We start from the raw sequence: 20,834 nt of genomic DNA, 5'->3' as shown, positions 1-20,834 counted from the left end.
ACGGCTTGGTGTCGCGGGCCCCGCAACCCCGGCGCGCCGCCGTCATGCGCCGCCGAACACCCGCTCCCAAAGCGCCGTCACCGCCGCCCGCTCGTCGGTGACGATCGCCGGATCGACCCGCGCCTTCTCCATCCCGTCGAGCCGCAGCTTGTGCTGCAGCTTCCGGTACGTGCGATAGGCGGCGCCGACACGCTCGGCTTCCGCCTCGCTCATCAGCCCGAAGCGCGCGACTTCGCGCAGCAGCGCGATGTTGCCCGTATTGCGGATCAGCTCCGGATCGCTCGATGCATGCAGCAGCACCCAGTACTGGACGATGAACTCGATGTCCACCATCCCGCCCCGGTCGTGCTTCAGGTCGAACTGTTCGCCATGGTTCGGATGGCCGGCAAACACCTTGTCGCGCATGCCGACGATTTCGGTCGCCAGCGCGGCCCCGTCGCGCGGGATCGTCAGCACCTGCTGGCGGATCGCCTCGAACGCCGCGCCGATCTGCGCGTCGCCCGCGCTGTAGCGCGCCCGCGTCAGCGCCTGGTGTTCCCAGACCCACGCGGTATTCGCCGCGTCGCCCTCGCGCAGCTGGTAGCGGCGGAACGCGTCGAGATCGGTGACGAGCAGCCCGGCCTCGCCGTTCGGCCGCAACCGCAGGTCGATGTCGAACAGCGCGCCGGCGCCGGTGGCCGTCGTCAGCCACGTGATCAGCCGGCGGGTGAAGGTCGTGTAGACGTCCGCCGCCCGCTCGTCCGGGTCGTCGTACAGGAAGATCAGGTCGAGATCCGACGCGTAGCCGAGTTCCTTGCCGCCCAGCTTGCCGTATGCGATCACCGCGAACTTCGGCACGTCGCGGTGACGTTTCGCGAGCTGCGACCACACCACCTCGATCGTCACGTCGAGCACCGCGTCGGCAAGCTCGGACAGCCGGTCACTGACGTGCTCGACCGACAGTTGCCCCGCGAGGTCGATCAGCAGGATGCGAAACACCTCAGCATGCTGCGCGTGGCGCAGCAGGTCCATCTGCTGCTCCGGGCCGTCGGCCGCGGCGAGGCGCGCGCGCAGCGCGTGCTTGAATGCCGGCCAGTCGAACGGGCTCGCGATTGCCTCGTCGTCGAGCAGTTCGTCGAGCAGCTGCGGGTGCCTGATCAGGTAGCCGCCGCCCCAGCGCGTCGCGCCGAGCACCGACAGCACGCGGTCGAGCGCCGCCGGATATTCGGTCAGCAGCGCGAGGTAGACGCCGCGCCGGCTGACCGTCTCGAGCAGGTCGAAGAGCCGCACGATCGTATCGTCGCGGTGCGCGGCGTCGATGCGGGGCGCCGCCTCGAGCGTGCGCTGCGCGACGCTGTCGAAGCGCTGCCGGCTCTTTTCCGGCAGGCCCGTATAGCGCGACGATTGCCAGACCGCGCGCAGCCGCGCGAGCACGGCCTGCGGATCGCCGAAGCCGAGGCTCTCGAGGCGAGCGATCAGCGCATCGTCCGCGCCGTCGTCGCCGAGCGCGCCGCTCCAGATCCATGCCGCCGCGCTGTCTTCAGCAGCGCCGCAACCCTGCCCGCCGTTGACCTTGTCGGCGAAGATCTGGTCGAACTGCGCCTCGACGAACGTGCGATGGCCGTCGAGCACCGTCATCAGCGCCGCATAATCGGCAAAGCCGAGCGATGCCGCGAGCGCCGCGCGCTCGTCGGAGTCGACCGGCATCGCGTGCGTCTGCGCGTCGTTGCGGTATTGCAGCCGGTGCTCGAGCGTGCGCAGGAAGTTGTAAGCATCGGTCAGCCGCGCCTCTACGTCGTCGCCAATCAGCCCGCGCGCCTGCGCATGGCGCAGCACCGCGAGCGTCGGCCGCACGCGGAAGCCTGCATCCTGGCCGCCGCGGATCAGCTGGAACACCTGCGCGCTGAACTCGATCTCGCGGATCCCGCCGCGCCCGAGCTTGATGTCGTCGGCCTTGTCCGGCCGCATCGATGCGCGGCGCGCGGCCTCCTGGCGAATCTGCTGATGCAGCGAACGGATCGCGCCGATCACGCCGAAATCGAGATACCGCCGGTAGACGAACGGCTTGACGATCGCGTCGAGCTGCGTCGCGAGCCGCAGCGCGGCGTCGCTCTGCCCTTCGGACACGAGCCGGCCCTTGATCCACGCGTAGCGCTCCCACTCGCGCCCCTGCACGTAGAAATATTCCTCCAGCATCCCGAGGCTGCAGACGAGCGGCCCGGAATCGCCGTTCGGGCGCAGCCGCATATCGACGCGAAACACGTAGCCGTCGGCCGTCACCTCGGACAGCGCGCCGATCAGGCGCCGGCCGAGCCGCGTGAAATATTCCTGCGTCGACAGCGCCGCGCGGGCGCCGCCCGCCGTCTCGCCATCGTCCTCGTACACGAAGATCAGGTCGATGTCGGACGACACGTTCAGCTCGCGCCCGCCGAGCTTGCCCATCCCGACCACACCGAGCACGACGCGCTCGCCGTCGGCGCCGCGCGGCTCGCCGTACAGCGCGTCGAGGTCGGCCGACAACAGCGCAAGCGAGCGCTGCACCGCGACCTCGGCGAGATCGGTCATCGCGCCGGTGACCTCGGCGACGTCGGCGATGCCGCGCAGGTCGCGCTCGGCGACCGCGCCGATCACCTCGGCACGCAATTGCCGGAGCGCCTTCTTGAGCTGGTCTTCGGTCGGCGCAGCAACGCCCGCGGGCAAAATGAGCAACTCGGTGAGCCGCGCGTCGAGCTGCGCGCGGGTGAGCGGCGCGGCCGCCCACGCGGCGATCCGTTCGGCGAGCGCGGGACGCGCGGCCACCGCGCGAGCGACGTAATGGGAATAGGACGTGCTGATCAGGGCTGAAGCGTCGGTCATCGAGAAGCGGGCCTTGCGAAAGGGGCGGTTCCATACGTAACAGCCCCTATGAACTCGGCGCGGCCTCGCGGGTCGCAGCGATATGCGACCGCCGCGCGGCCGCGCGCCGGGAAGCCCGTGCCGCACCGCCGCAACGGTCGCCGGCACGAACCCGTGTGATACATTTCAACGTCAGTTCGCAAAACTACCATATCGCCGCCCGTCCGCAGCATGTCCGACCGTCAGGAATCCGCCGTAGCACTGCCCGAAGCGGGACCTCCGAAGCACGATCATCCGGTGCTGCGCCGCATCTTCAAGGTGACGCTGGCGGTCGGGCTCGGCACCTACTTCGTCGCATCAGGCGCGTTCCTCGGGCTGCGCTATGTGTTCCTGCCCCGTATCGACGAATTCCGGCCGAAGATCGAGCAGTTCGTGTCCGCGAAGCTGCATGCGCAGCTTTCGATCGGCAAGCTTTCCCCACACTGGTCCGGCATGCAGCCGGGCGTCGAAGTCACGCATCTGACGATCCGCGGCCGTGACGGCCAGGTCGCGCTGTCGGTCCCGCACGCGACGGCCGCGCTGTCGTGGATGTCGCTCCTGCGCCTGTCGCCCGCGTTGTCCAGCCTGATCGTCGACCAGCCGGACCTGATCGTCGAGCGCACCGCGGACGGCGCGCTGTTCATCGCCGGCGTCGGCGTGCCGACCACCCACGGCGGCAACGACACGTTCAGCACCTGGCTCCTCAAGCAGGAGGCGATCGTGCTGCGCGGCGGCACGCTGCGCTGGCGCGACGCGAAGCACGACGCGCCGGAACTCGCACTGTCCGGGATCCGGCTCGCGGTGCTCAACGACGGCCGCGTCCACAAGGCGGCGCTGCAGGCGCCCGCGAACGGCACGCTGCTGCGCGGCCCGCTCGATTTCCGCGCGCGCTTCACGCACAAGGCGCTCGCGCCGATCGGCAAGCCGGCGAACTGGACCGGCGATGCGTACCTGTCTACCGGCCCCGTCGACCTGCCGACGCTCGCCCGTTACGTGAACATGCCGTTCACGATCCATGCGGGCCAGATCGACAACGCGATCTGGGCGACCTTCCGGGACGGCCGGCTGCGCGCCGCGGGCGGCGACCTGCGGGGCGCGGACGTCACGCTGCGCGTGCGGCCGACGCAGCCGAAGCTCGACGTGCCGATCGCGCGCTTCGGCTGGGACATGACGATGGATACCGGCCACGACTACACGCTGCACCTGTCGCACTTTCATGCGGAACTGGGCCAGCCGCCGCTGCCGGACGGCACACCGCTCTCCCGCTCGCTCGGCCTCGCGACGCTCACCGCGCGCTACCGCGTGCCGACCGCCAGCCAGGGCCAGCTGATCAGCGTGGCCGGCGACCGCGCCGACCTCGGCATCCTCAGCGAATTCATCCGCGGGCTGCCACTGCCCGCGCACCTGCGCAACGAGCTCGTGCGGGTCGATCCGCGCGGGATGGTCGCGAACTACCAGATCGAGGTCGAGCGCGCGAAGCCCGCGCGCGCCGAGCTCGCCGACGAGGAAAAACGCACCGGCGCTGCGCCGATCGTCCGCTACCGGTTCCTCGGCGACCTGCAGGGCATCAGCTTCGCCGCGCAGGAACCGCCGCCCGGACTGTCGGCGCACGGCCACCCGCGCGCCGGCTGGCCAGGCATCGAAAACCTGTGGGGCCATGTCGACGCGAGCGAGACGGGCGGCAACGCGCATTTCGACACGGTCAACGCCGCGGTCACGGTGCCCGGCGTGTTCGACGTGCCGCGCCTCACGTTCGACCGGCTGAAAGGCAACGCCAAATGGGCGATCACGCCTGCGCCGGGCGACAAGCACGCACGCGTCGACGTGACGCTGCCCGACCTCCTGGTCGCGAACCCCGACGCCGAGATCGCGGTGTCGGGCAGCTATTCGAATCCCGGCCACGGCCGCGGTTCGCTCGACCTGCGTGCCGACTTCGCGCGCGCCGCGGTTGCCCGCATCCCGCGCTACCTGCCGACCGGCATGTCCGAGCACCTGCGCCAGTATCTCGGCCACGCGCTGCAGGCCGGCCAGGTCACGAAAGGCGCGTCGATCGTCGCGCGCGGCCCGCTCGAGGGCTTCCCGTATTCGCACGACCCGAGCGCCGGCGTGTTCCACATCGTCGCGCCGTTTACGGGCGGGCAGTTCGAGCCGACCCCCTACCCGCCGCACAAGCTCGCCAACGGCACGCCGAGCGTGTGGCCGGCGCTCGCGGGCATCGACGGCGTGTTCGAGCTCGAACAGAACAAGCTGCGCTTCGACATCGCGCGCGCGCACTACAAGCGCGTGGCGGTGAACAAGGTGAGCGGCCGGATCGCCGATCTCGGCCACCCGTCCGCGTCGCCGCTCGTCATCGAAGGGCACGCGCAGGGCCCGCTCGCCGACCTGATCGACTATGCGGACAACAGCTCGCTCGGCACGCTCAGCAGGCACATCGGCGAGAAGATCGACGCGCAGGGGCCGGCGGCGCTCGCGCTCAAGCTGACGATCCCGCAGCACGTTCCGCATCCGCATACCCACGTCGAAGGCGCGCTCGCGTTCGACGGCAACACGCTGTCGACCGACGGCGTGCCGCCGCTGTCCGCGCTGCGCGGCAGCGTCCGCTTCACCGAGGGCGGCGCGTCGCTGGACCGCCTGTCCGGACAATTCCTCGGCGGCCCCGTGCGCGCGAACGGCGAGTTCAAGTCGCACGGCCCGTATGCGGTCGACGTCGACGGCAGGCTCGCGCTCGACGCCGCGCGCGGCCTGAAGCTGCACGGCCCGGCCACGGCGCTGCTCGAGCACGTGGTCGGCGACGCGCCGTACCGGATCGCCGTGCGCGGCGCGCCGGGCAGCTTGCCCGACGTCACGGCCGGCTCCGACCTGACGGGCGTCGCGCTGAATTTCCCGGCGCCGTTCGCGAAGTCCGCCGGCACGCCGATGCCGTTCAGCTTCACGCTGCAGCCGGCGCCGCAGGCGGACGGACGGCGCCTCGAACACGCGGACCTGAAGCTGGGCCCCGTCACCGCGACCTACCTGCTCGACGCGACGCGCGGCCAGCCGCTGCGCGCGGTTCGCGGCGCGATGGGCATCCACCGGATGCCCGATGTGCCGCAGGACGGCGTGAGCGCGGCGGTCGACATCGACGAGCTGGACGCCGACGCATGGCTCGCGCTCGCACGGACGCTGCACCCTGCGCAACGCGCGCCGGAGCCGCAGCCGGGCGCAGAGCGCGTCGACCTCGCGAGCTTCGTGCCGAAGCGCTTCGCGTTCCATTTCGGCACGCTGAAACTGCTCAAGCGCAACTGGGAAAACGTGATCGTCGGCGCGTCGCACGTCGATGAGCTGTGGCAGGCGAACATCGCGTCGAACCAGGTGTCAGGCTACCTGTCGTGGGAGCCGGGCGGCGGCCACAACGGCGCGGGCGTGCTGAACGCGCGGCTTGCGAAGTTCGTGATTCCGCAAAGCGCCGAGCATGATCTCGTCGGCCGCGCGATGAACCTGCCGACGCCGACCGACCGTCCGATGCCGTCGATCGACCTGGTCGTCGACGAAGTCGTCGCGCGCGGCCACGACATCGGACGCCTCGTCGTCAACGCGCGCAATATCGAGGAAGACGGCACGCCGGTCTGGCAGCTCGACAAGCTGGAGCTGTCGAACCCGGCGGCGAAGCTGACGGCGACCGGCAACTGGCGCACGTCACGTCACGCGCTCGCGCGCGGTGTCGATGACGCCGACGCGCCGCGCCGCTCCGTATTCGATTTCAAGCTCGACATCGGCAACGCCGGCGCGCTGCTCGACCGCGTCGGCCTGCCGCGCACGGTCGCGGACGGCCACGGCACGCTGACCGGCAAGATCGGCTGGCGCGGCGGCCCGACCGCACTCGACTATCCGTCGCTCAACGGCCAGCTCGCGCTCGACCTCGAGCACGGCCAGATCCTGAAGGTCGACCCGGGCGCGGCGAAGCTGCTCGGCGTGCTGAGCCTGCAGAGCCTCGCGCGCTTCCTGACGCTCGATTTCCGTGACGTCATCGGCAAGGGGCTGCCGTTCGAGAAGATCACCGGCACCGGCCGGATCACCAACGGCATCGCGCGCACCGACGATTTCGAGATGACGACGCCGCCCGCGAAGGTCACGCTGAAGGGCTCGGTCGACCTCGGCGCAGAAACGCAGAACCTGCGCGCGCATGTTGCGCCGAAAATCGGCGCCGGCACGGCGGCGATCGCGGCCGCGATCATCAACCCGCTGCTCGGTGTCGGCGTGCTGGCCGCGAATTACGCGCTGTCGGAGACGCTGTCGCACGCATTCGCGATCGACTATGCGATCAACGGCTCGTGGGCGCACCCGCACATCGAGCGGGTGCGGGGCGATCAGGGTAAGATGAATCACGACGCGGCCGGCGCGACGAGTCGCTGAGCCGCACGGGCCGCACCCCATTTATGACGCTACCGATTTCGCGATGACCGACCACGCCCTTTCCGCCAGCCCCGTCCGGGTTGCCGCGCTGCAGATGGTGAGCACGCCGGACGTCGCGCGCAATCTCGCCGAGGCCCGCCGCCTGATCGCGGAAGCGGCCGGCGAAGGCGCGCAGCTCGTGCTGCTGCCCGAGTATTTCTGCTTCATGGGCCACCAGGACACCGACAAGCTCGCGCTCGCCGAGTCCTACCAGGACGGCCCGATCCAGCAGTTCCTCGCCGACGCGGCGCGCCGCCACGGCATCTGGGTGATCGGCGGCACGCTGCCGCTGAAGGCGCCCGAGGCGAATCGCGTGCTGAACACGACGCTCGTGTTCGATCCGGCCGGCCGCGAGGCGGCCCGCTACGACAAGATCCACCTGTTCAACTTCGAGAAGGGCGACGAATCGTTCGACGAGGCGCGCACGATCCGTCCGGGCGACACGGTCGTCGCGTTCGATGCGCCGTTCGGCCGGGTCGGACTGTCGGTCTGTTACGATCTGCGCTTTCCGGAGCTGTACCGCAAGTTGGGCGACTGCGCGCTCGTCGTCGTGCCGTCGGCGTTTACCTATACGACCGGCCGCGCGCACTGGGAAACGCTGCTGCGTGCGCGGGCGGTCGAGAACCAGTGCTACGTGCTCGCCGCCGCGCAGGGCGGCAAGCACGAGAACGGCCGGCGCACCTGGGGCCACAGCATGCTGGTCGATCCGTGGGGCGAGATCGTCGCGGAGCGCGCCGAAGGCGCGAGCGTCGTGATCGGCTCGCTGGACCCGCAACGCATCGCCGACGTGCGCCAGAGCCTGCCCGCGTGGCGGCACCGCGTGCTCGGCTGAACGGCCGGCACGCCATCCGCCCTGCCCTTGAAACCCCGGCCCGCGCGAACCATCTGCACCCTACGCACCTGATACGGCACCCGACAACTTTTTGAGAAACCCCGATACCCGCATGAACATCATCGAACCCGGCATCCGCAACCTGGCGCTGGCGAAGGACATCCTGCTCACGCCTTACGGCCTCGACGAGAGCCTCCTGACGCGCACGATCGCCGACATCTTCACGCATCGCGTCGACTACGCCGACCTGTACTTCCAGGCGACCCGCAGCGAAGCGTGGAGCCTCGAGGAAGGCATCGTCAAATCGGGCAGCTTCAGCATCGACCAGGGCGTCGGCGTGCGCGCGGTCGCGGGCGATCGCACCGCGTTCGCGTATTCCGACGACCTGTCGCCCGAAGCGATCGCGCAGGCGGCCGCAGCCACCAAGGCAATCGCGGCGGCAGGCGGCGGGCGTCAGAAGGTGAAGGCGGCCACGTCGCTGAAGGGCATCTCGGGCCGCGACCTCTATTTGCCGTCCGATCCGCTCACGTCGCTCGACGCGACGGCCAAGGTCAAGCTGCTCGAGCGAATCGAGCAGATGGCGCGTAGCCGCGATCCGCGCATCACGCAGGTGATGGCGGGCCTCGCCGGCGAATACGACGTCGTGCTGGTCGCGCGCAGCGACGGCGCGCTCGCGGCGGACATCCGCCCGCTCGTGCGCGTGTCGGTCACGGTGATCGCCGAGCAGAACGGCCGCCGCGAGATCGGCTCCGGCGGTGGTGGCGGCCGCTTCGACTACGGCTACTTCACCGACGACATCCTGTCGCGCTATGTCGACGATGCGGTGCACGCGGCGCTCGTCAACCTCGACGCACGCCCCGCGCCGGCCGGCGCGATGACGGTCGTGCTCGGCCCGGGCTGGCCGGGCGTGCTGCTGCACGAGGCGATCGGCCACGGTCTCGAGGGCGACTTCAACCGCAAGGGCTCGTCGGCATTCGCGGGCCGGATCGGCGAGCAGGTCGCCGCGAAGGGCGTGACCGTCGTCGACGACGGCACGCTGCCGAACCGCCGCGGGTCGCTGAACATCGACGACGAAGGCAACCCGACGCAGTGCACGACGCTGATCGAGGACGGCATCCTGAAGGGCTATATCCAGGACACGCTGAACGCGCGACTGATGAAGATGCCCGTCACCGGCAACGCGCGGCGCGAGTCGTACGCGGCACTGCCGATGCCGCGCATGACCAACACGTACATGCTGAACGGCGACAAGGACCCGCGGGAAATCATCGCGTCGGTCAAGAACGGCCTGTACGCGGTGAACTTCGGCGGCGGCCAGGTCGACATCACGAACGGCAAGTTCGTGTTCTCGGCGTCCGAGGCGTACATGATCGAGAACGGCAAGGTCACCTACCCGGTCAAGGGCGCGACGCTGATCGGCAGCGGCCCGGAATCGCTGAAATACGTGAGCATGATCGGCAACGACATGTCGCTCGACACGGGTGTCGGCGTGTGCGGCAAGGAAGGCCAGAGCGTGCCGGTCGGCGTCGGCCAGCCGACCCTGCGGATCGACAAGATGACGGTCGGCGGTACGGCATAACCGCATCGCCGCGCAAAATATCCGCGCATTTTACAGAAAGCGCGCGGATACTCCGCATTTTTGACGTCCCCCGGTTGCCAGCCGACCGGGGACGGGGTATAAATTCCGAATCAACTTTTTTGACGAACCGAATCTCCGTCATGACCGCCAAGTTTTACTTTTACTTTTTTTGGTATCTCAGACCGCTGGCGGATCGAGAGGGTTGATGGCGCGTAAAGCGCAACCGAAATTCCCGAAAAAACCGCCGGCGAACCCGGCGGTTTTTTTTCGCCCTTCGCCACCCGGTCGCCACCGCAGCGGTCCCGCGGCCCCGACCGAAATCACTGAATTGCTTGAATTGATGAATCTGCCGCACGCGCATTGACCGGTCGGCCCCAGAACCAGGAGAAACAGCATGCCCCCGCACAATACCGACGACGTCCGCATTCGCGAACTCAAGGAACTGACGCCGCCCGCACACCTGATCCGCGAATTCGCGTGCTCCGAAGCCGCGTCCGAGCTGATCTACAACTCGCGCCAGTCGATGCACCGCATCCTGCACGGGATGGACGACCGGCTGATCGTCGTGATCGGGCCGTGCTCGATCCACGACACGAAGGCGGCGCTCGAATACGCGGGCCGGCTCGTGACGGAGCGCGAGCGCTTCAAGGGCGAACTTGAAATCGTGATGCGCGTGTACTTCGAGAAGCCGCGCACGACGGTCGGCTGGAAGGGGCTCATCAACGATCCGCACCTCGACAACAGCTTCAAGATCAACGACGGGCTGCGCACCGCGCGCGAACTGCTGCTGCAGATCAACGAGATGGGGCTGCCGGCCGGGACCGAATACCTCGACATGATCAGCCCGCAGTACATCGCGGACCTGATCTCGTGGGGCGCGATCGGCGCGCGCACGACCGAGTCGCAGGTGCACCGCGAGCTGGCGTCGGGGCTGTCGTGCCCGGTCGGCTTCAAGAACGGCACGGACGGCAACGTGAAGATCGCGGTCGACGCGATCAAGGCGGCGTCGCAGCCGCACCATTTCCTGTCGGTGACGAAGGGCGGCCATTCGGCGATCGTGTCGACGGCCGGCAACGAGGATTGCCACGTGATCCTGCGCGGCGGCAAGGCGCCGAACTACGACGCGGAAAGCGTGAACGCCGCGTGCGCGGACATCGGCAAGGCCGGCCTCGCCGCGCGCCTGATGATCGACGCGAGCCACGCGAACAGCTCGAAGAAGCACGAGAACCAGATCCCCGTGTGCGCGGACATCGGCCGCCAGCTCGCCGCCGGCGACGAGCGCATCGTCGGCGTGATGGTCGAGTCGCACCTCGTCGAAGGCCGCCAGGACCTGAAGGAAGGCTCCCCGCTGACCTACGGCCAGAGCATCACCGATGCGTGCATCAACTGGGAAGACAGCGTGAAGGTGCTCGAGGGGCTCGCGGAATCGGTCAAGGCGCGTCGCGTCGCGCGCGGCAGCGGCAACTGACGGGCACGAGCAGGCTGAATCGCCATGGCCCCCGCCTGCCGGCGGGTTGGCCATGTGGTCAGCCTGCAGTCGGCGTTCCGCTCTGCTAGACTAGCTAACACTTTCTAGCTAATCAGGGAACGACGATGCCGACCGTCAACATGCACGATGCCAAGTCGCGGCTCTCGAGCCTCGTCGAAGCGCTTGAATTGGGGCGTGAATCCGAAGTCGTGATCGCCCGCAATGGCCATCCGGTCGCCCGACTCGTTCCTTACGCAGCGCCGAAGCGAATCGGTGCGGCCCGTCAGTTGCTTGCCGGGCTGAACATCCCGACAACCGTCGAGGCGTTCAATGCCGGCGACGGGTCGATCGCCGCCGACTTTGATGCCAGCGCGGAGCGGGGGCTCGCGCCGTGAAGTTGCTGCTCGATACGCATATCGCGCTTTGGGCGGCCGGAGGCGCGCCTCAACTTTCGCAGGCTGCGGTCGCGTTGATAGAGGATCCCGAAAACACGCTGTACGTCAGTGCCGCGTCCATCTGGGAAATCGCGATCAAATACCGCAAAGGCAACCTGCCCGTTCATCCGCGCGATGCACGCTCGGCGTTTCGGCTCGCAGGCTTCGCGGAGTTACCGATCAGCAGCGATCACGTCGAGGCAGTTGCCACGCTGCCGGATTTTCCGGACCACGCCGATCCGTTCGACCGCGTGATGGTCGCGCAAGCACTCCATGAAGGCATGCCGCTCGTCAGCGCCGATCCGAAAGTGTGGCGCTATCACGCCACGCTGATGCTGCGCGCCTGACGTCATCCACGCGACAAAATCAAAGCCCGGCTCGCGCCGGGCTTTTGCGTTTCTCGGGGATCGAGCGTCAGCGCATCACTCGAGCGCGCCCGAACCGAAGATCTCGGTGTTCACGCGCTCCGGCGCGACGCCCAGCGCGACGAGCGCGTCGCGTTGCGCCTTCATGAACGCGATCGGGCCGCAGATGTAGTAGTCGGCGTCCGGCACCAGCGCATATTGCTTCACACGCTCCGGCGTAAGCCGCCCTTCGAGGTCGTGATCGATGCCCGCGCGGTCGTTCGGACCGACCTGCTCGTACAGCACCGTGCGCTTGAAGTTCGCGTGCTCGCGCACCGTATCGTTCAGCCAGTCGCGGAACGCATGCACTGCACCCGAACGGCAGGCGTGGATGAAACGCACGTCACGCTTGCTGCCTTCCGAGATCAGCGTCGACGCCATCGACATCATCGGCGTAAGGCCGACGCCGCCCGAGATCAGCACGACCGGCGTATCAACGCCGCGCTTCAGCGAGAAATCGCCCATCGGCGCGGTCACCTCGACGATCGCGCCCTCCTCGACGCCGTCGTGCATCAGCGTCGACACCTTGCCGGCCGGAATCGCTTCCGCCTTGCCGGACTCGCGCTTCACCGAGATGCGCAGCCACTTGCCGTGCGGCGCGTCCGACAGGCTGTACTGGCGCGGCTGGTCGACACCCAGGTCGCCGACGAAGCGCTTCACCGTCACGTACTGGCCCGGCTCGAACGTCGGCGCTTCGCCGCCGTCGGCCGGCGTCAGGTAGAACGACGTGATCTCGTCGCTCTCGCGCACCTTGCGCGCGACCTTGAACGGACGGAAACCGCTCCATGCCGCGCCCGCGTACAGGTCCGCCTCGGCGCCGATCAGGATCTGCGCGAGCTGGCCGTACGCCACGCGCCACGCTTCGAGCGTTTCAGCATCAACTGCGTCGCCGAGCACTTCGACGATCGACGCGAGCAGGTTCTCGCCGACGATCGGATAGTGCTCGGGACGGATGTTCAGGCTCGCATGCTTGTGCGAGATCCGCGACACCGCGCCGCCCAGTGCACCGAGGTTGTCGATGTTCGCCGCATACGCGTAGACGGCCTTCGCGAGCGTCTCGGGCTGGCTGCCGGTCTTCTGGTGCGTCTGGTTGAACAGGTTCTTCAGTTCCGGATGCCGCGCGAACATGCGCTGATAGAAGTGCTTCGTGATCGCCGCGCCGTGGACGGCGAGGACGGGGGCGGTGGCCTTCACACGGGCCATCTGGTCGGCGGTAATGTGGGTCATGCTCGTTTCTCCGTTAAACATGCACATACGATACATCTTTAAAATTCGACGTCCCCCGGGCAAATTGTCGCAGTGCGGGAAACGGGGTCTGGACGCCCGCCGGCGCATCACCGCGCGCGACCGCGCTCCCACAACACGTCCGACCCGCCGTCCGCGCGGTTCAGCACCCGCGCCAGCACGAACAGCAGATCCGACAGCCGGTTCACGTAACGGCGCGGCGTCTCGTGCAGCGGCTCGTTGCGGCCGAGCGCGACGATCGCGCGCTCGGCGCGCCGGCACACCGTGCGGCACACATGCGCGAGCGCGGCAGAACGCGAACCGCCCGGCAGGATGAATTCCTTCAGCGGCGACAGCGTCGCATTGTAGTCGGCGAGCCACTGGTCGAGGCGCGCGAGATGCGTGTCGTCGAGCACCGTATGGCCGGGAATGCACAGTTCGCCGCCGAGATCGAACAGGTCGTGCTGGATCGTCACGAGCGCCGCGCGCACGTCGTCGGGCAGCGGCTCGGCGAGCAGCACGCCGAGATTCGAGTTCAGCTCGTCGACGTCGCCGATCGCGGCGATCCGCACGTCGTCCTTGCCGATGCGCCGGCCGTCACCCAGACCGGTGGTGCCGTCGTCGCCCGTGCGGGTCGCAATCTTGCTCAAACGGTTGCCCATGCGAAGTCCCCTTGAAGTCGTCCGTCATGCGGCCGCAGCACGGCCCCGGTTGCGTGGAATACCGATTATCGCAGCCCGCTGCGCGGCTCGCAGCAGGTGTTCCAGCGTAGAATGGGCCCAAACCGCCAAGTGGCGGGATCTGCCAGCCAAGCAGTCGAACTTTGCACGAGATCAGCGTGCGATGACGCAGGCTCCGGTCGACACCCACGCCACCGCACCCACGCCGATCGACAGGAGACTTGCGTGAATCACCCCGCCCCACCGGTCGCATCGCGTCGCCCCCTGCCCCCCGCCCTGCTCGATGCGCTGCGCGCCGCCTTCGGCGAGCGCGTGTCGACGGCCGACGCCGTGCGCGCGCATCACGGCCGCGACGAATCGCCGTTCGACCCGCAGCTGCCCGACGCCGTCGTGTTTGCCCGCAGCGTCGACGACGTCCGGCAAGTCGTGTCGCTATGTGCGCTCTACGGCGTGCCGCTGATCCCGTACGGCGCGGGCTCGTCGCTCGAAGGCCATCTGCTCGCGGTGCGCGGCGGCGTGTCGCTCGACCTGTCCGAAATGAACCGCGTGCTGTCGATCAACGCGGAAGACCTGACCGTGACGGTCGAGCCCGGCATCACCCGCAAGGCGCTCAACGAAGCGCTGCGCGACACGGGCCTGTTCTTCCCGATCGATCCCGGCGCCGACGCGAGCATCGGCGGCATGACCGCGACCCGCGCGTCCGGCACCAACGCCGTGCGCTACGGAACGATGCGCGAGAACGTGCTCGGCCTGACCGCAGTGCTCGCCGACGGCCGCGTCGTGAAGACGGGCTCGCGCGCCCGCAAGTCGTCGGCCGGCTACGACCTCACGCGCCTGTTCGTCGGCTCCGAAGGCACGCTCGGCGTGATCACCGAGATCACGCTGCGGCTGCATCCGCTGCCGGAAGCCGTGTCGGCCGCGATCTGCACGTTCCCGACGATGGGCGATGCGGTGCGCACCGTGATCGAGACGATCCAGATCGGCGTGCCGATCGCCCGTGTCGAGTTCGTCGATTCGCTCGCGATCCGCTCGATCAACCGCCACTCGAACCTGACGCTCACCGAAGCGCCGACGCTGTTCTTCGAATTCCACGGCACCGAGGCCGGCGTGAAGGAGCAGGCGGAGCTGGTCGAATCGCTGGCCGGCCAGAACCGCGGCCAGGGCTTCGAATGGGCGATCCGGCCGGAAGACCGCAGCCGGCTCTGGGCCGCGCGCCACAACGCCTATTTCGCGATGCTGCAGCTGAAGCCGGGCTGCCGCGCGGTGACGACCGACGTCTGCGTGCCGATCTCGCAGCTCGCCGCCTGCGTCGAGGAAACCGAGGTCGACCTGCGCGCTTCGACGTTGCCCTGCCCGATCGTCGGCCACGTCGGCGACGGCAACTTTCACGTCGCGATCCTGATCGATCCCGACAAGCCGGAGGAGCTCGAAGAAGCGGAGCGCATCAACGACCGGATCGTCGAGCGCGCGCTGCGGATGGGCGGCACCTGCACGGGCGAGCACGGCGTCGGCCTGCACAAGATGCGCTTCCTGCCGAAGGAGCACGGCGACAGCGCGATCGACGCGATGCGCGCGATCAAGCTCGCGCTCGATCCGCGCAACCTGATGAACCCCGGCAAGATTTTTACGTGCTGACCCGGAGCCCAGACCCGGCGCACATGCAGGAGACCCGATGAACGCTCCCGAACTGTCGGCCGAGATGCGCGCGCAGCGCCAGCGCGAAGTCGTGCAGGCGCTGATGGCCGTGCTGCCGACGCACTGCCTGCTGTACCGCGACGAAGACACCGCGCCGTACGAATGCGACGGACTGTCCGCTTACCGGCGCCTGCCGCTCGCGGTCGCGCTGCCCGAGACGGAATCGCAGGTGCAGCGCATCGTGCAGATCTGCCGGCGCATGGAGGTGCCGATCGTGCCGCGCGGTGCGGGCACGAGCCTGTCGGGCGGCGCGCTGCCGATCTCGCTCGGCGTCGTGCTGTCGCTCGCGCGCTTCACGCGCATCGTCGAAGTCGACCCGTACGCGCGCACGGCGACCGTGCAGCCCGGCGTGCGCAACCTCGCGATCTCCGAGGCCGCCGCGCCGTACGGCCTGTACTACGCGCCGGATCCGTCGTCGCAGATCGCCTGCACGATCGGCGGCAACGTCGCGGAAAATTCCGGCGGCGTGCACTGCCTCAAGTACGGCCTGACCGTGCACAACGTGCTGCGCGTGCGCGCGGTGACGATCGAAGGCGAGATCGTCGAATTCGGCTCGCTCGCGCTCGACGCGCCGGGCCTCGACCTGCTTGCGGTGACGATCGGCAGCGAAGGCATGTTCGCGATCGTCACCGAAGTCACGGTGAAGCTGATCCCGAAACCGCAGACTGCGCAGCTCGTGATGGCGAGCTTCGACGACGTCGTCATGGGCGGCGAGGCGGTCGCGGCGATCATCGCATCGGGCATCATCCCGGCCGGGCTCGAGATGATGGACAAGCCGGCGACGCAGGCTGTCGAAGCGTTCACGCACGCAGGCTACGACGTCGACGCGAAGGCGATCCTGCTGTGCGAATCGGACGGCACGCCTGAAGAAGTCGCCGAGGAGATCGTGCGGATGACGGCGGTGCTGCGCGAGCACGGCGCGACGCGCATCCAGGTGTCGCGCAACGAGAGCGAGCGGCTGCGCTTCTGGTCGGGCCGCAAGAACGCGTTTCCGGCCGCCGGACGGATTTCCCCTGACTATTACTGCATGGACGGCACCGTGCCGCGTCGCGCGGTCGGGCCGCTGCTCGCACGCATCGAGCAGATGGAGACGCGCTACGGGCTGCGCTGCATCAACGTGTTTCACGCGGGCGACGGCAACATGCATCCGCTGATCCTCTACAACGCGAACGATCCCGACGAACTGCATCGCGCGGAGCTGTTCGGCTCGGAGATCCTCGAGTGCTGCGTCGAGTTCGGTGGCACCGTGACGGGCGAGCACGGCGTCGGCATCGAGAAGCTCAATTCGATGTGCGTACAGTTCTCGCCGCAAGAGCGCGATGCGTTCTTCGCGGTCAAGCGCGCGTTCGATCCGCCCAGCCTGCTCAATCCCGACAAGGGCATTCCCACGCGTGCACGGTGCGCCGAATACGGCCGCCAGCACGTGCGCGGCGGGCTCCTGCCGCATCCCGACCTGCCGCGCTTCTGAGCACCGGCCTGGCGCGCGGATGCGCGCCGCCGGCCGGGCGGACGATGTACCGCCCGGCCGGCCCGGCTGTTCGCGCGCGGCCGCCGCGCTCCACCCGTGAACCGGGCTTAGGGATAGTCGCGATGTGCATTCGCGTCACCCCGGTACAATCGACCGGACAACAAGACGAGGCAGCAACCGATCATGGAAGAGGACGACATCGTCGCCGAATGGGCGGAGCGCACCCGCGCCGCCAGTGCCGACGGCCGGCCGCTGCGGATCCGCGGCGGCGGCACCAAGGACTGGTACGGCCAGGCGCTCGAGGGCGAGATACTCGACACGCGTGCGTTTCACGGCATCGTGTCGTACGACCCGGCCGAACTCGTCGTGACGGTCCGCGCGGGCACGCCGCTTGTGCAGCTCGAAACCGTCCTCGGCGAACGCGGCCAGATGCTGCCGTTCGAGCCGCCGCATTTCGGCCGCCCGGCCACCGTGGGCGGCTGCATCGCGGCGGGGCTCGCGGGCCCGCGGCGCGCAACCTGCGGTGCGCCGCGCGATTTCGTGCTCGGCGTCACGCTGATGAACGGCCGCGGCGAAGTGCTGCGGTTCGGCGGCCAGGTCGTGAAGAACGTCGCCGGCTATGACGTGTCGCGGCTGTTGGCCGGCTCGCTCGGCACGCTCGGGCTGATGCTCGAGCTGTCGATCAAGGTGCTGCCGGTGCCCGTCGCCGAAGTCACGCTGAAGTTCGAGATGAGCGCGACCGACGCGGTGCGCAAGCTCAACGAATGGGGCGGCCACCCGCTGCCCGTCAGCGCGAGCGCGTGGCGCAACGGCACGCTCGTGCTGCGCCTGTCCGGCGCCGAGGCCGCGGTGAAGGCCGCGAAGACGCAGCTCGGCGGCGAAGTCGTCGACGCGGTCGAGGCCGAGCGCTTCTGGGCCGGCCTGCGCGAGCAGACCGATCCGTTCTTCAACGGCATTCCGCCGGGCTTCGCGCTGTGGCGCCTGTCGCTGCCGAGCATCACCGAGCCGATGCACCTGCCGGGCACCCAGCTGATGGAATGGGGCGGCGCGCAGCGCTGGTGGATCACCGACGCCGACGCGCAGACCGTGCGCATGAGCGCGAAACAGGCGGGCGGCCACGCGACGCTGTTCCGCGCCGGCGAATCGTACGACCGCAGCGCCGGCGTGTTCACGCCGCTGCCCGCGCCGCTGATGAAAATCCACCGCGGGTTGAAGTCCGCATTCGATCCGGCGCGCATCTTCAACCGCGGCCGGCTCTACCCCGATCTTTAGGGTCTGTTTGCATATGGAACGCACATGCGAATGCCCGAAATCGCTCGTAGGGCAAGAAGTGAGGAGCGCCGTTTGGCCGTGCCAAACAAGCGACGAGCGACGCCGCCATACGGGCGATTTCGGGCATTCCCGTGACATGAATTTTTTAATTTGGGGTTGCCACGAGAACGGCCGCTCGCCGCGTTGCGCTCCTTGGCGATACGTCAGTATTCGCGGCGTCGCGCGCCTCGCGAGCGGCCGTTCTCGTGGCAACGCATGCGCGTTCCATATGTAAACAGACCCTAAGCTCGATGCAAACGAACCTCGCCGATTTCATCCGCAATACGCCCGACGGCGACGAAGCCGACGCGATCCTGCGCAAGTGCGTGCATTGCGGGTTCTGCACCGCGACCTGCCCGACCTACCAGCTGCTCGGCGACGAACTCGACGGGCCGCGCGGGCGCATCTACCTGATCAAGCAGATGGTCGAAGGCGCGCCTGTCACGCGCAGCACGCAGCAGCATCTCGATCGCTGCCTCACGTGCCGCAGTTGCGAGACGACCTGCCCGTCGGGCGTCCAGTACGGCCGTCTCGTCGAAATCGGCCGCAAGCATGTCGAAGCGCAGGTGCGGCGGCCGCTGTCGCAGCGGCTCGTGCGCCGCGCGCTCGCGAGCTTCGTGCCGAACGGCGCGCTGTTTTCGCCGGTGATGCGGCTCGGCCAGCACGTGCGGCCGCTGCTGCCGAAGCGGCTGCGCGACAAGGTGCCGCCGCGCACGAAGCTGCTCGAATGGCCGCACCGCACCCATCCCCGCAAGATGTTGATGCTGGCCGGCTGCGTGCAGCCGTCGATGCTGCCGAACATCAACATCGCGACCGCGCGCGTGCTCGATGCGCTCGGCGTCGAGACCGTCGTCGCGCCCGAGGCCGGCTGCTGCGGCGCGATCCGGCTGCACCTGAACTATCACGACGAAGCGCTCGACGACGCGCGCCGCAACATCGACGCATGGTGGCCGTATGTCGAGCAAGGCGCCGAGGCGATCGTGATGAACGCGTCCGGTTGCGGCGCGACGGTGCTCGAATACGCGCACCTGCTGCGCGACGACCCGGCCTATGCGGAGAAGGCGCAGCGCATCGTCGCGCTCACGCGTGACATCTCGGACGTGCTGCTCGCGTTCGAGGCCGAACTTGCGTCGCTTGCGCGGCGCCGCGCGATCCATACCGTCGCGTATCACCCGCCGTGCACGCTGCAGCACGGCCAGCAATCGCGCGGCAAGGTCGAACGGCTGCTCGAAACGCTCGGCATCGACGTGCGCCTGCCCGCCGACAGCCACCTGTGCTGCGGCTCGGCCGGCACCTATTCGCTGACGCAGCCGTCGCTGTCGTACAAGCTGCGCAAGCAGAAGCTCGCGAAACTGCAGGCGCTCGAGCCGCAGATGATCGTCTCCGCGAACGTCGGCTGTATCGCGCACCTGCAAAGCGGCACGCAGATCCCGGTCACGCACTGGATCCAGCTGGTCGAGCACCTGCTTTACGGCTGAGCGCGTCGGCCGCTCGCCGCGCGGCATGCGTGCGTGCGGCGAGTCCGCGCGATCGTTGCGCGGGCCGCTGCCGAATGGACTTGAAACGGGCCCGGAAAGGACCCGTCGTGCACGGGTGCAAGCCCGGCTGCGCGTGCCGCGTCCGTATAATGCGAATCGATGCGCCGCGTGTCAGCGGCGCGCCTGCTTGAGTGCCTGCTTGAGTGCCTGCTTGAGTGCCTGCTTGAGTGCCTGCTTGAGTGCCTGCGCTCGTGCCCAAATTCGTGCCCGTCATGTCCGATCTTGCCGTTCAGCTGGAATCCGTTCATCGCCGCATCGCCGACGCCGCACGCGCGGCCGGCCGCGATCCCGCCACCGTCACGCTGCTCGCCGTGTCGAAAACATTCCCCGCCGATGCCGTGCGCGCCGCGCATGCGGCCGGTCAGCGCGCGTTCGGCGAAAATTACGTGCAGGAGTCGATCGACAAGATCGACGCGCTCGCCGATCTGCGCGCCGGCCTCGAATGGCATTTCATCGGTCCGCTGCAGTCGAACAAGACGCGGCCCGTCGCCGAGCGCTTCGACTGGGTGCATTCGGTCGACCGGCTGAAGATCGCGCAACGGCTCGCCGAGCAGCGGCCCGCGCACCTGCCGCCGCTCAACGTATGCGTGCAAGTGAACATCAGCAGCGAGGCGTCGAAGAGCGGCGTCGCGCCGGACGACGTCGCCGACATCGCGCGCGCGATCGCCGCGCTGCCGTCGCTGCGACTGCGCGGCCTGATGGCGATTCCCGAGCCCGCGAGCGACCCCGATGCGCAGCGCGCGCCGCACCGCGCGCTGCGCGCGCTGTTCGACGCGCTGCGCGCGGACGGCCTGCCGCTCGACACGCTGTCGATGGGCATGTCCGCCGACCTCGAGGCGGCCGTGCTCGAAGGCGCGACGATCGTGCGGGTCGGCACCGCGATCTTCGGCGCGCGCGACTATTTCCATTGATCCACT

15 protein-coding genes are annotated in these 20,834 nt (G+C 68.6%); 11 read left to right on the top strand and 4 right to left on the bottom strand.

The window, feature by feature from the left end:
* Positions 1-42 precede the first annotated feature (42 nt).
* Positions 43-2,835: a bifunctional [glutamate--ammonia ligase]-adenylyl-L-tyrosine phosphorylase/[glutamate--ammonia-ligase] adenylyltransferase gene (gene glnE, locus ACV22Z_RS19690; protein WP_448077974.1), complete on the bottom strand. Its 2,793-nt coding sequence runs from the start codon at positions 2,833-2,835 to the stop codon at positions 43-45.
* Between the two features lie 210 nt (positions 2,836-3,045).
* On the opposite strand from glnE, the gene ACV22Z_RS19685 reads away from it, so the two are divergent.
* The 3 genes from ACV22Z_RS19685 to tldD all read left to right on the top strand — a co-directional run bounded on the left by ACV22Z_RS19685 (position 3,046) and on the right by tldD (position 9,695).
* A complete protein-coding gene (locus ACV22Z_RS19685) occupies positions 3,046-7,245 on the top strand; it encodes a YhdP family phospholipid transporter (protein ID WP_448077973.1) in 4,200 nt (1,399 codons plus the stop codon).
* Between the two features lie 43 nt (positions 7,246-7,288).
* Positions 7,289-8,116, top strand: coding sequence for a carbon-nitrogen hydrolase family protein (locus tag ACV22Z_RS19680; protein ID WP_448077972.1), 828 nt, complete (start codon positions 7,289-7,291; stop codon positions 8,114-8,116).
* 112 nt (positions 8,117-8,228) lie between these two features.
* Positions 8,229-9,695, top strand: a complete 1,467-nt coding sequence (gene tldD / locus ACV22Z_RS19675) for a metalloprotease TldD (protein WP_448077971.1) — start codon at positions 8,229-8,231, stop codon at positions 9,693-9,695.
* 110 nt (positions 9,696-9,805) lie between these two features.
* On the opposite strand, the gene ACV22Z_RS19670 is transcribed toward tldD, so the two are convergent.
* Entirely contained in the window at positions 9,806-9,976 is a 171-nt protein-coding gene (locus tag ACV22Z_RS19670) for a hypothetical protein (protein ID WP_163012779.1), read from the bottom strand.
* A gap of 113 nt (positions 9,977-10,089) precedes the next feature.
* Between ACV22Z_RS19670 and aroG the strand changes: the two genes are divergently transcribed.
* From aroG to ACV22Z_RS19655, 3 genes are all read left to right on the top strand, one after another.
* Positions 10,090-11,163 (top strand): 3-deoxy-7-phosphoheptulonate synthase AroG, encoded by a 1,074-nt coding sequence (gene aroG, locus ACV22Z_RS19665; protein ID WP_448077970.1) that lies wholly within the window; start codon positions 10,090-10,092, stop codon positions 11,161-11,163.
* Positions 11,164-11,288: 125 nt separating this feature from the next.
* Complete coding sequence (locus ACV22Z_RS19660; RefSeq protein WP_448077969.1) at positions 11,289-11,558, top strand: type II toxin-antitoxin system Phd/YefM family antitoxin; 270 nt, start codon at positions 11,289-11,291, stop codon at positions 11,556-11,558.
* The gene (locus ACV22Z_RS19655) at positions 11,555-11,944 is read left to right on the top strand and encodes a type II toxin-antitoxin system VapC family toxin (RefSeq protein WP_448077968.1); all 390 of its coding nucleotides are present in this window, start codon (positions 11,555-11,557) and stop codon (positions 11,942-11,944) included. The genes ACV22Z_RS19660 and ACV22Z_RS19655 overlap by 4 nt, the downstream gene beginning before the upstream one ends.
* 75 nt (positions 11,945-12,019) lie before the next feature.
* Here the strand turns inward: ACV22Z_RS19655 and hmpA are convergent, their stop codons facing one another.
* Both hmpA and ACV22Z_RS19645 read right to left on the bottom strand, forming a co-directional pair.
* Complete coding sequence (gene hmpA / locus ACV22Z_RS19650; protein ID WP_448077967.1) at positions 12,020-13,228, bottom strand: NO-inducible flavohemoprotein; 1,209 nt, start codon at positions 13,226-13,228, stop codon at positions 12,020-12,022.
* Positions 13,229-13,335: 107 nt separating this feature from the next.
* Positions 13,336-13,887: a cob(I)yrinic acid a,c-diamide adenosyltransferase gene (locus ACV22Z_RS19645; RefSeq protein WP_448077966.1), complete on the bottom strand. Its 552-nt coding sequence runs from the start codon at positions 13,885-13,887 to the stop codon at positions 13,336-13,338.
* 243 nt (positions 13,888-14,130) lie between these two features.
* Here ACV22Z_RS19645 and ACV22Z_RS19640 point away from each other — a divergent pair, with 243 nt between their 5' ends.
* The 5 genes from ACV22Z_RS19640 to ACV22Z_RS19620 all read left to right on the top strand — a co-directional run bounded on the left by ACV22Z_RS19640 (position 14,131) and on the right by ACV22Z_RS19620 (position 20,828).
* Positions 14,131-15,540 (top strand): FAD-binding oxidoreductase, encoded by a 1,410-nt coding sequence (locus tag ACV22Z_RS19640; RefSeq protein WP_448077965.1) that lies wholly within the window; start codon positions 14,131-14,133, stop codon positions 15,538-15,540.
* Between the two features lie 37 nt (positions 15,541-15,577).
* Entirely contained in the window at positions 15,578-17,068 is a 1,491-nt protein-coding gene (locus ACV22Z_RS19635; protein ID WP_448077964.1) for an FAD-linked oxidase C-terminal domain-containing protein, read from the top strand.
* 183 nt (positions 17,069-17,251) lie between these two features.
* The gene (glcE, locus tag ACV22Z_RS19630) at positions 17,252-18,340 is read left to right on the top strand and encodes a glycolate oxidase subunit GlcE (RefSeq protein WP_448077963.1); all 1,089 of its coding nucleotides are present in this window, start codon (positions 17,252-17,254) and stop codon (positions 18,338-18,340) included.
* A 290-nt stretch (positions 18,341-18,630) separates the two neighbouring features.
* Positions 18,631-19,857, top strand: coding sequence for a glycolate oxidase subunit GlcF (gene glcF, locus ACV22Z_RS19625; RefSeq protein ID WP_448077962.1), 1,227 nt, complete (start codon positions 18,631-18,633; stop codon positions 19,855-19,857).
* Positions 19,858-20,129: 272 nt separating this feature from the next.
* The gene (locus tag ACV22Z_RS19620) at positions 20,130-20,828 is read left to right on the top strand and encodes a YggS family pyridoxal phosphate-dependent enzyme (RefSeq protein ID WP_448077961.1); all 699 of its coding nucleotides are present in this window, start codon (positions 20,130-20,132) and stop codon (positions 20,826-20,828) included.
* Positions 20,829-20,834: the final 6 nt, after the last annotated feature.

The sequence above is a fragment of the Burkholderia sp. PU8-34 genome (assembly GCF_053427725.1).
The sequence above is the reverse complement of the archived record's forward strand: the minus strand, read 5'-3'. Positions and strand labels throughout refer to the sequence as shown.

Excerpts from the sequence above, each read along its gene's own strand:
- aroG (WP_448077970.1), top strand. The coding sequence starts at position 10,090 with ATGCCCCCGCACAATACCGACGACGTCCGCATTCGCGAACTCAAGGAA.
- tldD (WP_448077971.1), top strand. The coding sequence starts at position 8,229 with ATGAACATCATCGAACCCGGCATCCGCAACCTGGCGCTGGCGAAGGAC.
- ACV22Z_RS19685 (WP_448077973.1), top strand. The coding sequence starts at position 3,046 with ATGTCCGACCGTCAGGAATCCGCCGTAGCACTGCCCGAAGCGGGACCT.
- glcE (WP_448077963.1), top strand. The coding sequence starts at position 17,252 with ATGGAAGAGGACGACATCGTCGCCGAATGGGCGGAGCGCACCCGCGCC.
- ACV22Z_RS19635 (WP_448077964.1), top strand. The coding sequence starts at position 15,578 with ATGAACGCTCCCGAACTGTCGGCCGAGATGCGCGCGCAGCGCCAGCGC.
- ACV22Z_RS19660 (WP_448077969.1), top strand. The coding sequence starts at position 11,289 with ATGCCGACCGTCAACATGCACGATGCCAAGTCGCGGCTCTCGAGCCTC.
- ACV22Z_RS19680 (WP_448077972.1), top strand. The coding sequence starts at position 7,289 with ATGACCGACCACGCCCTTTCCGCCAGCCCCGTCCGGGTTGCCGCGCTG.
- hmpA (WP_448077967.1), bottom strand. The coding sequence starts at position 13,228 with ATGACCCACATTACCGCCGACCAGATGGCCCGTGTGAAGGCCACCGCC.
- ACV22Z_RS19645 (WP_448077966.1), bottom strand. The coding sequence starts at position 13,887 with ATGGGCAACCGTTTGAGCAAGATTGCGACCCGCACGGGCGACGACGGC.
- glnE (WP_448077974.1), bottom strand. The coding sequence starts at position 2,835 with ATGACCGACGCTTCAGCCCTGATCAGCACGTCCTATTCCCATTACGTC.
- ACV22Z_RS19620 (WP_448077961.1), top strand. The coding sequence starts at position 20,130 with ATGTCCGATCTTGCCGTTCAGCTGGAATCCGTTCATCGCCGCATCGCC.
- glcF (WP_448077962.1), top strand. The coding sequence starts at position 18,631 with ATGCAAACGAACCTCGCCGATTTCATCCGCAATACGCCCGACGGCGAC.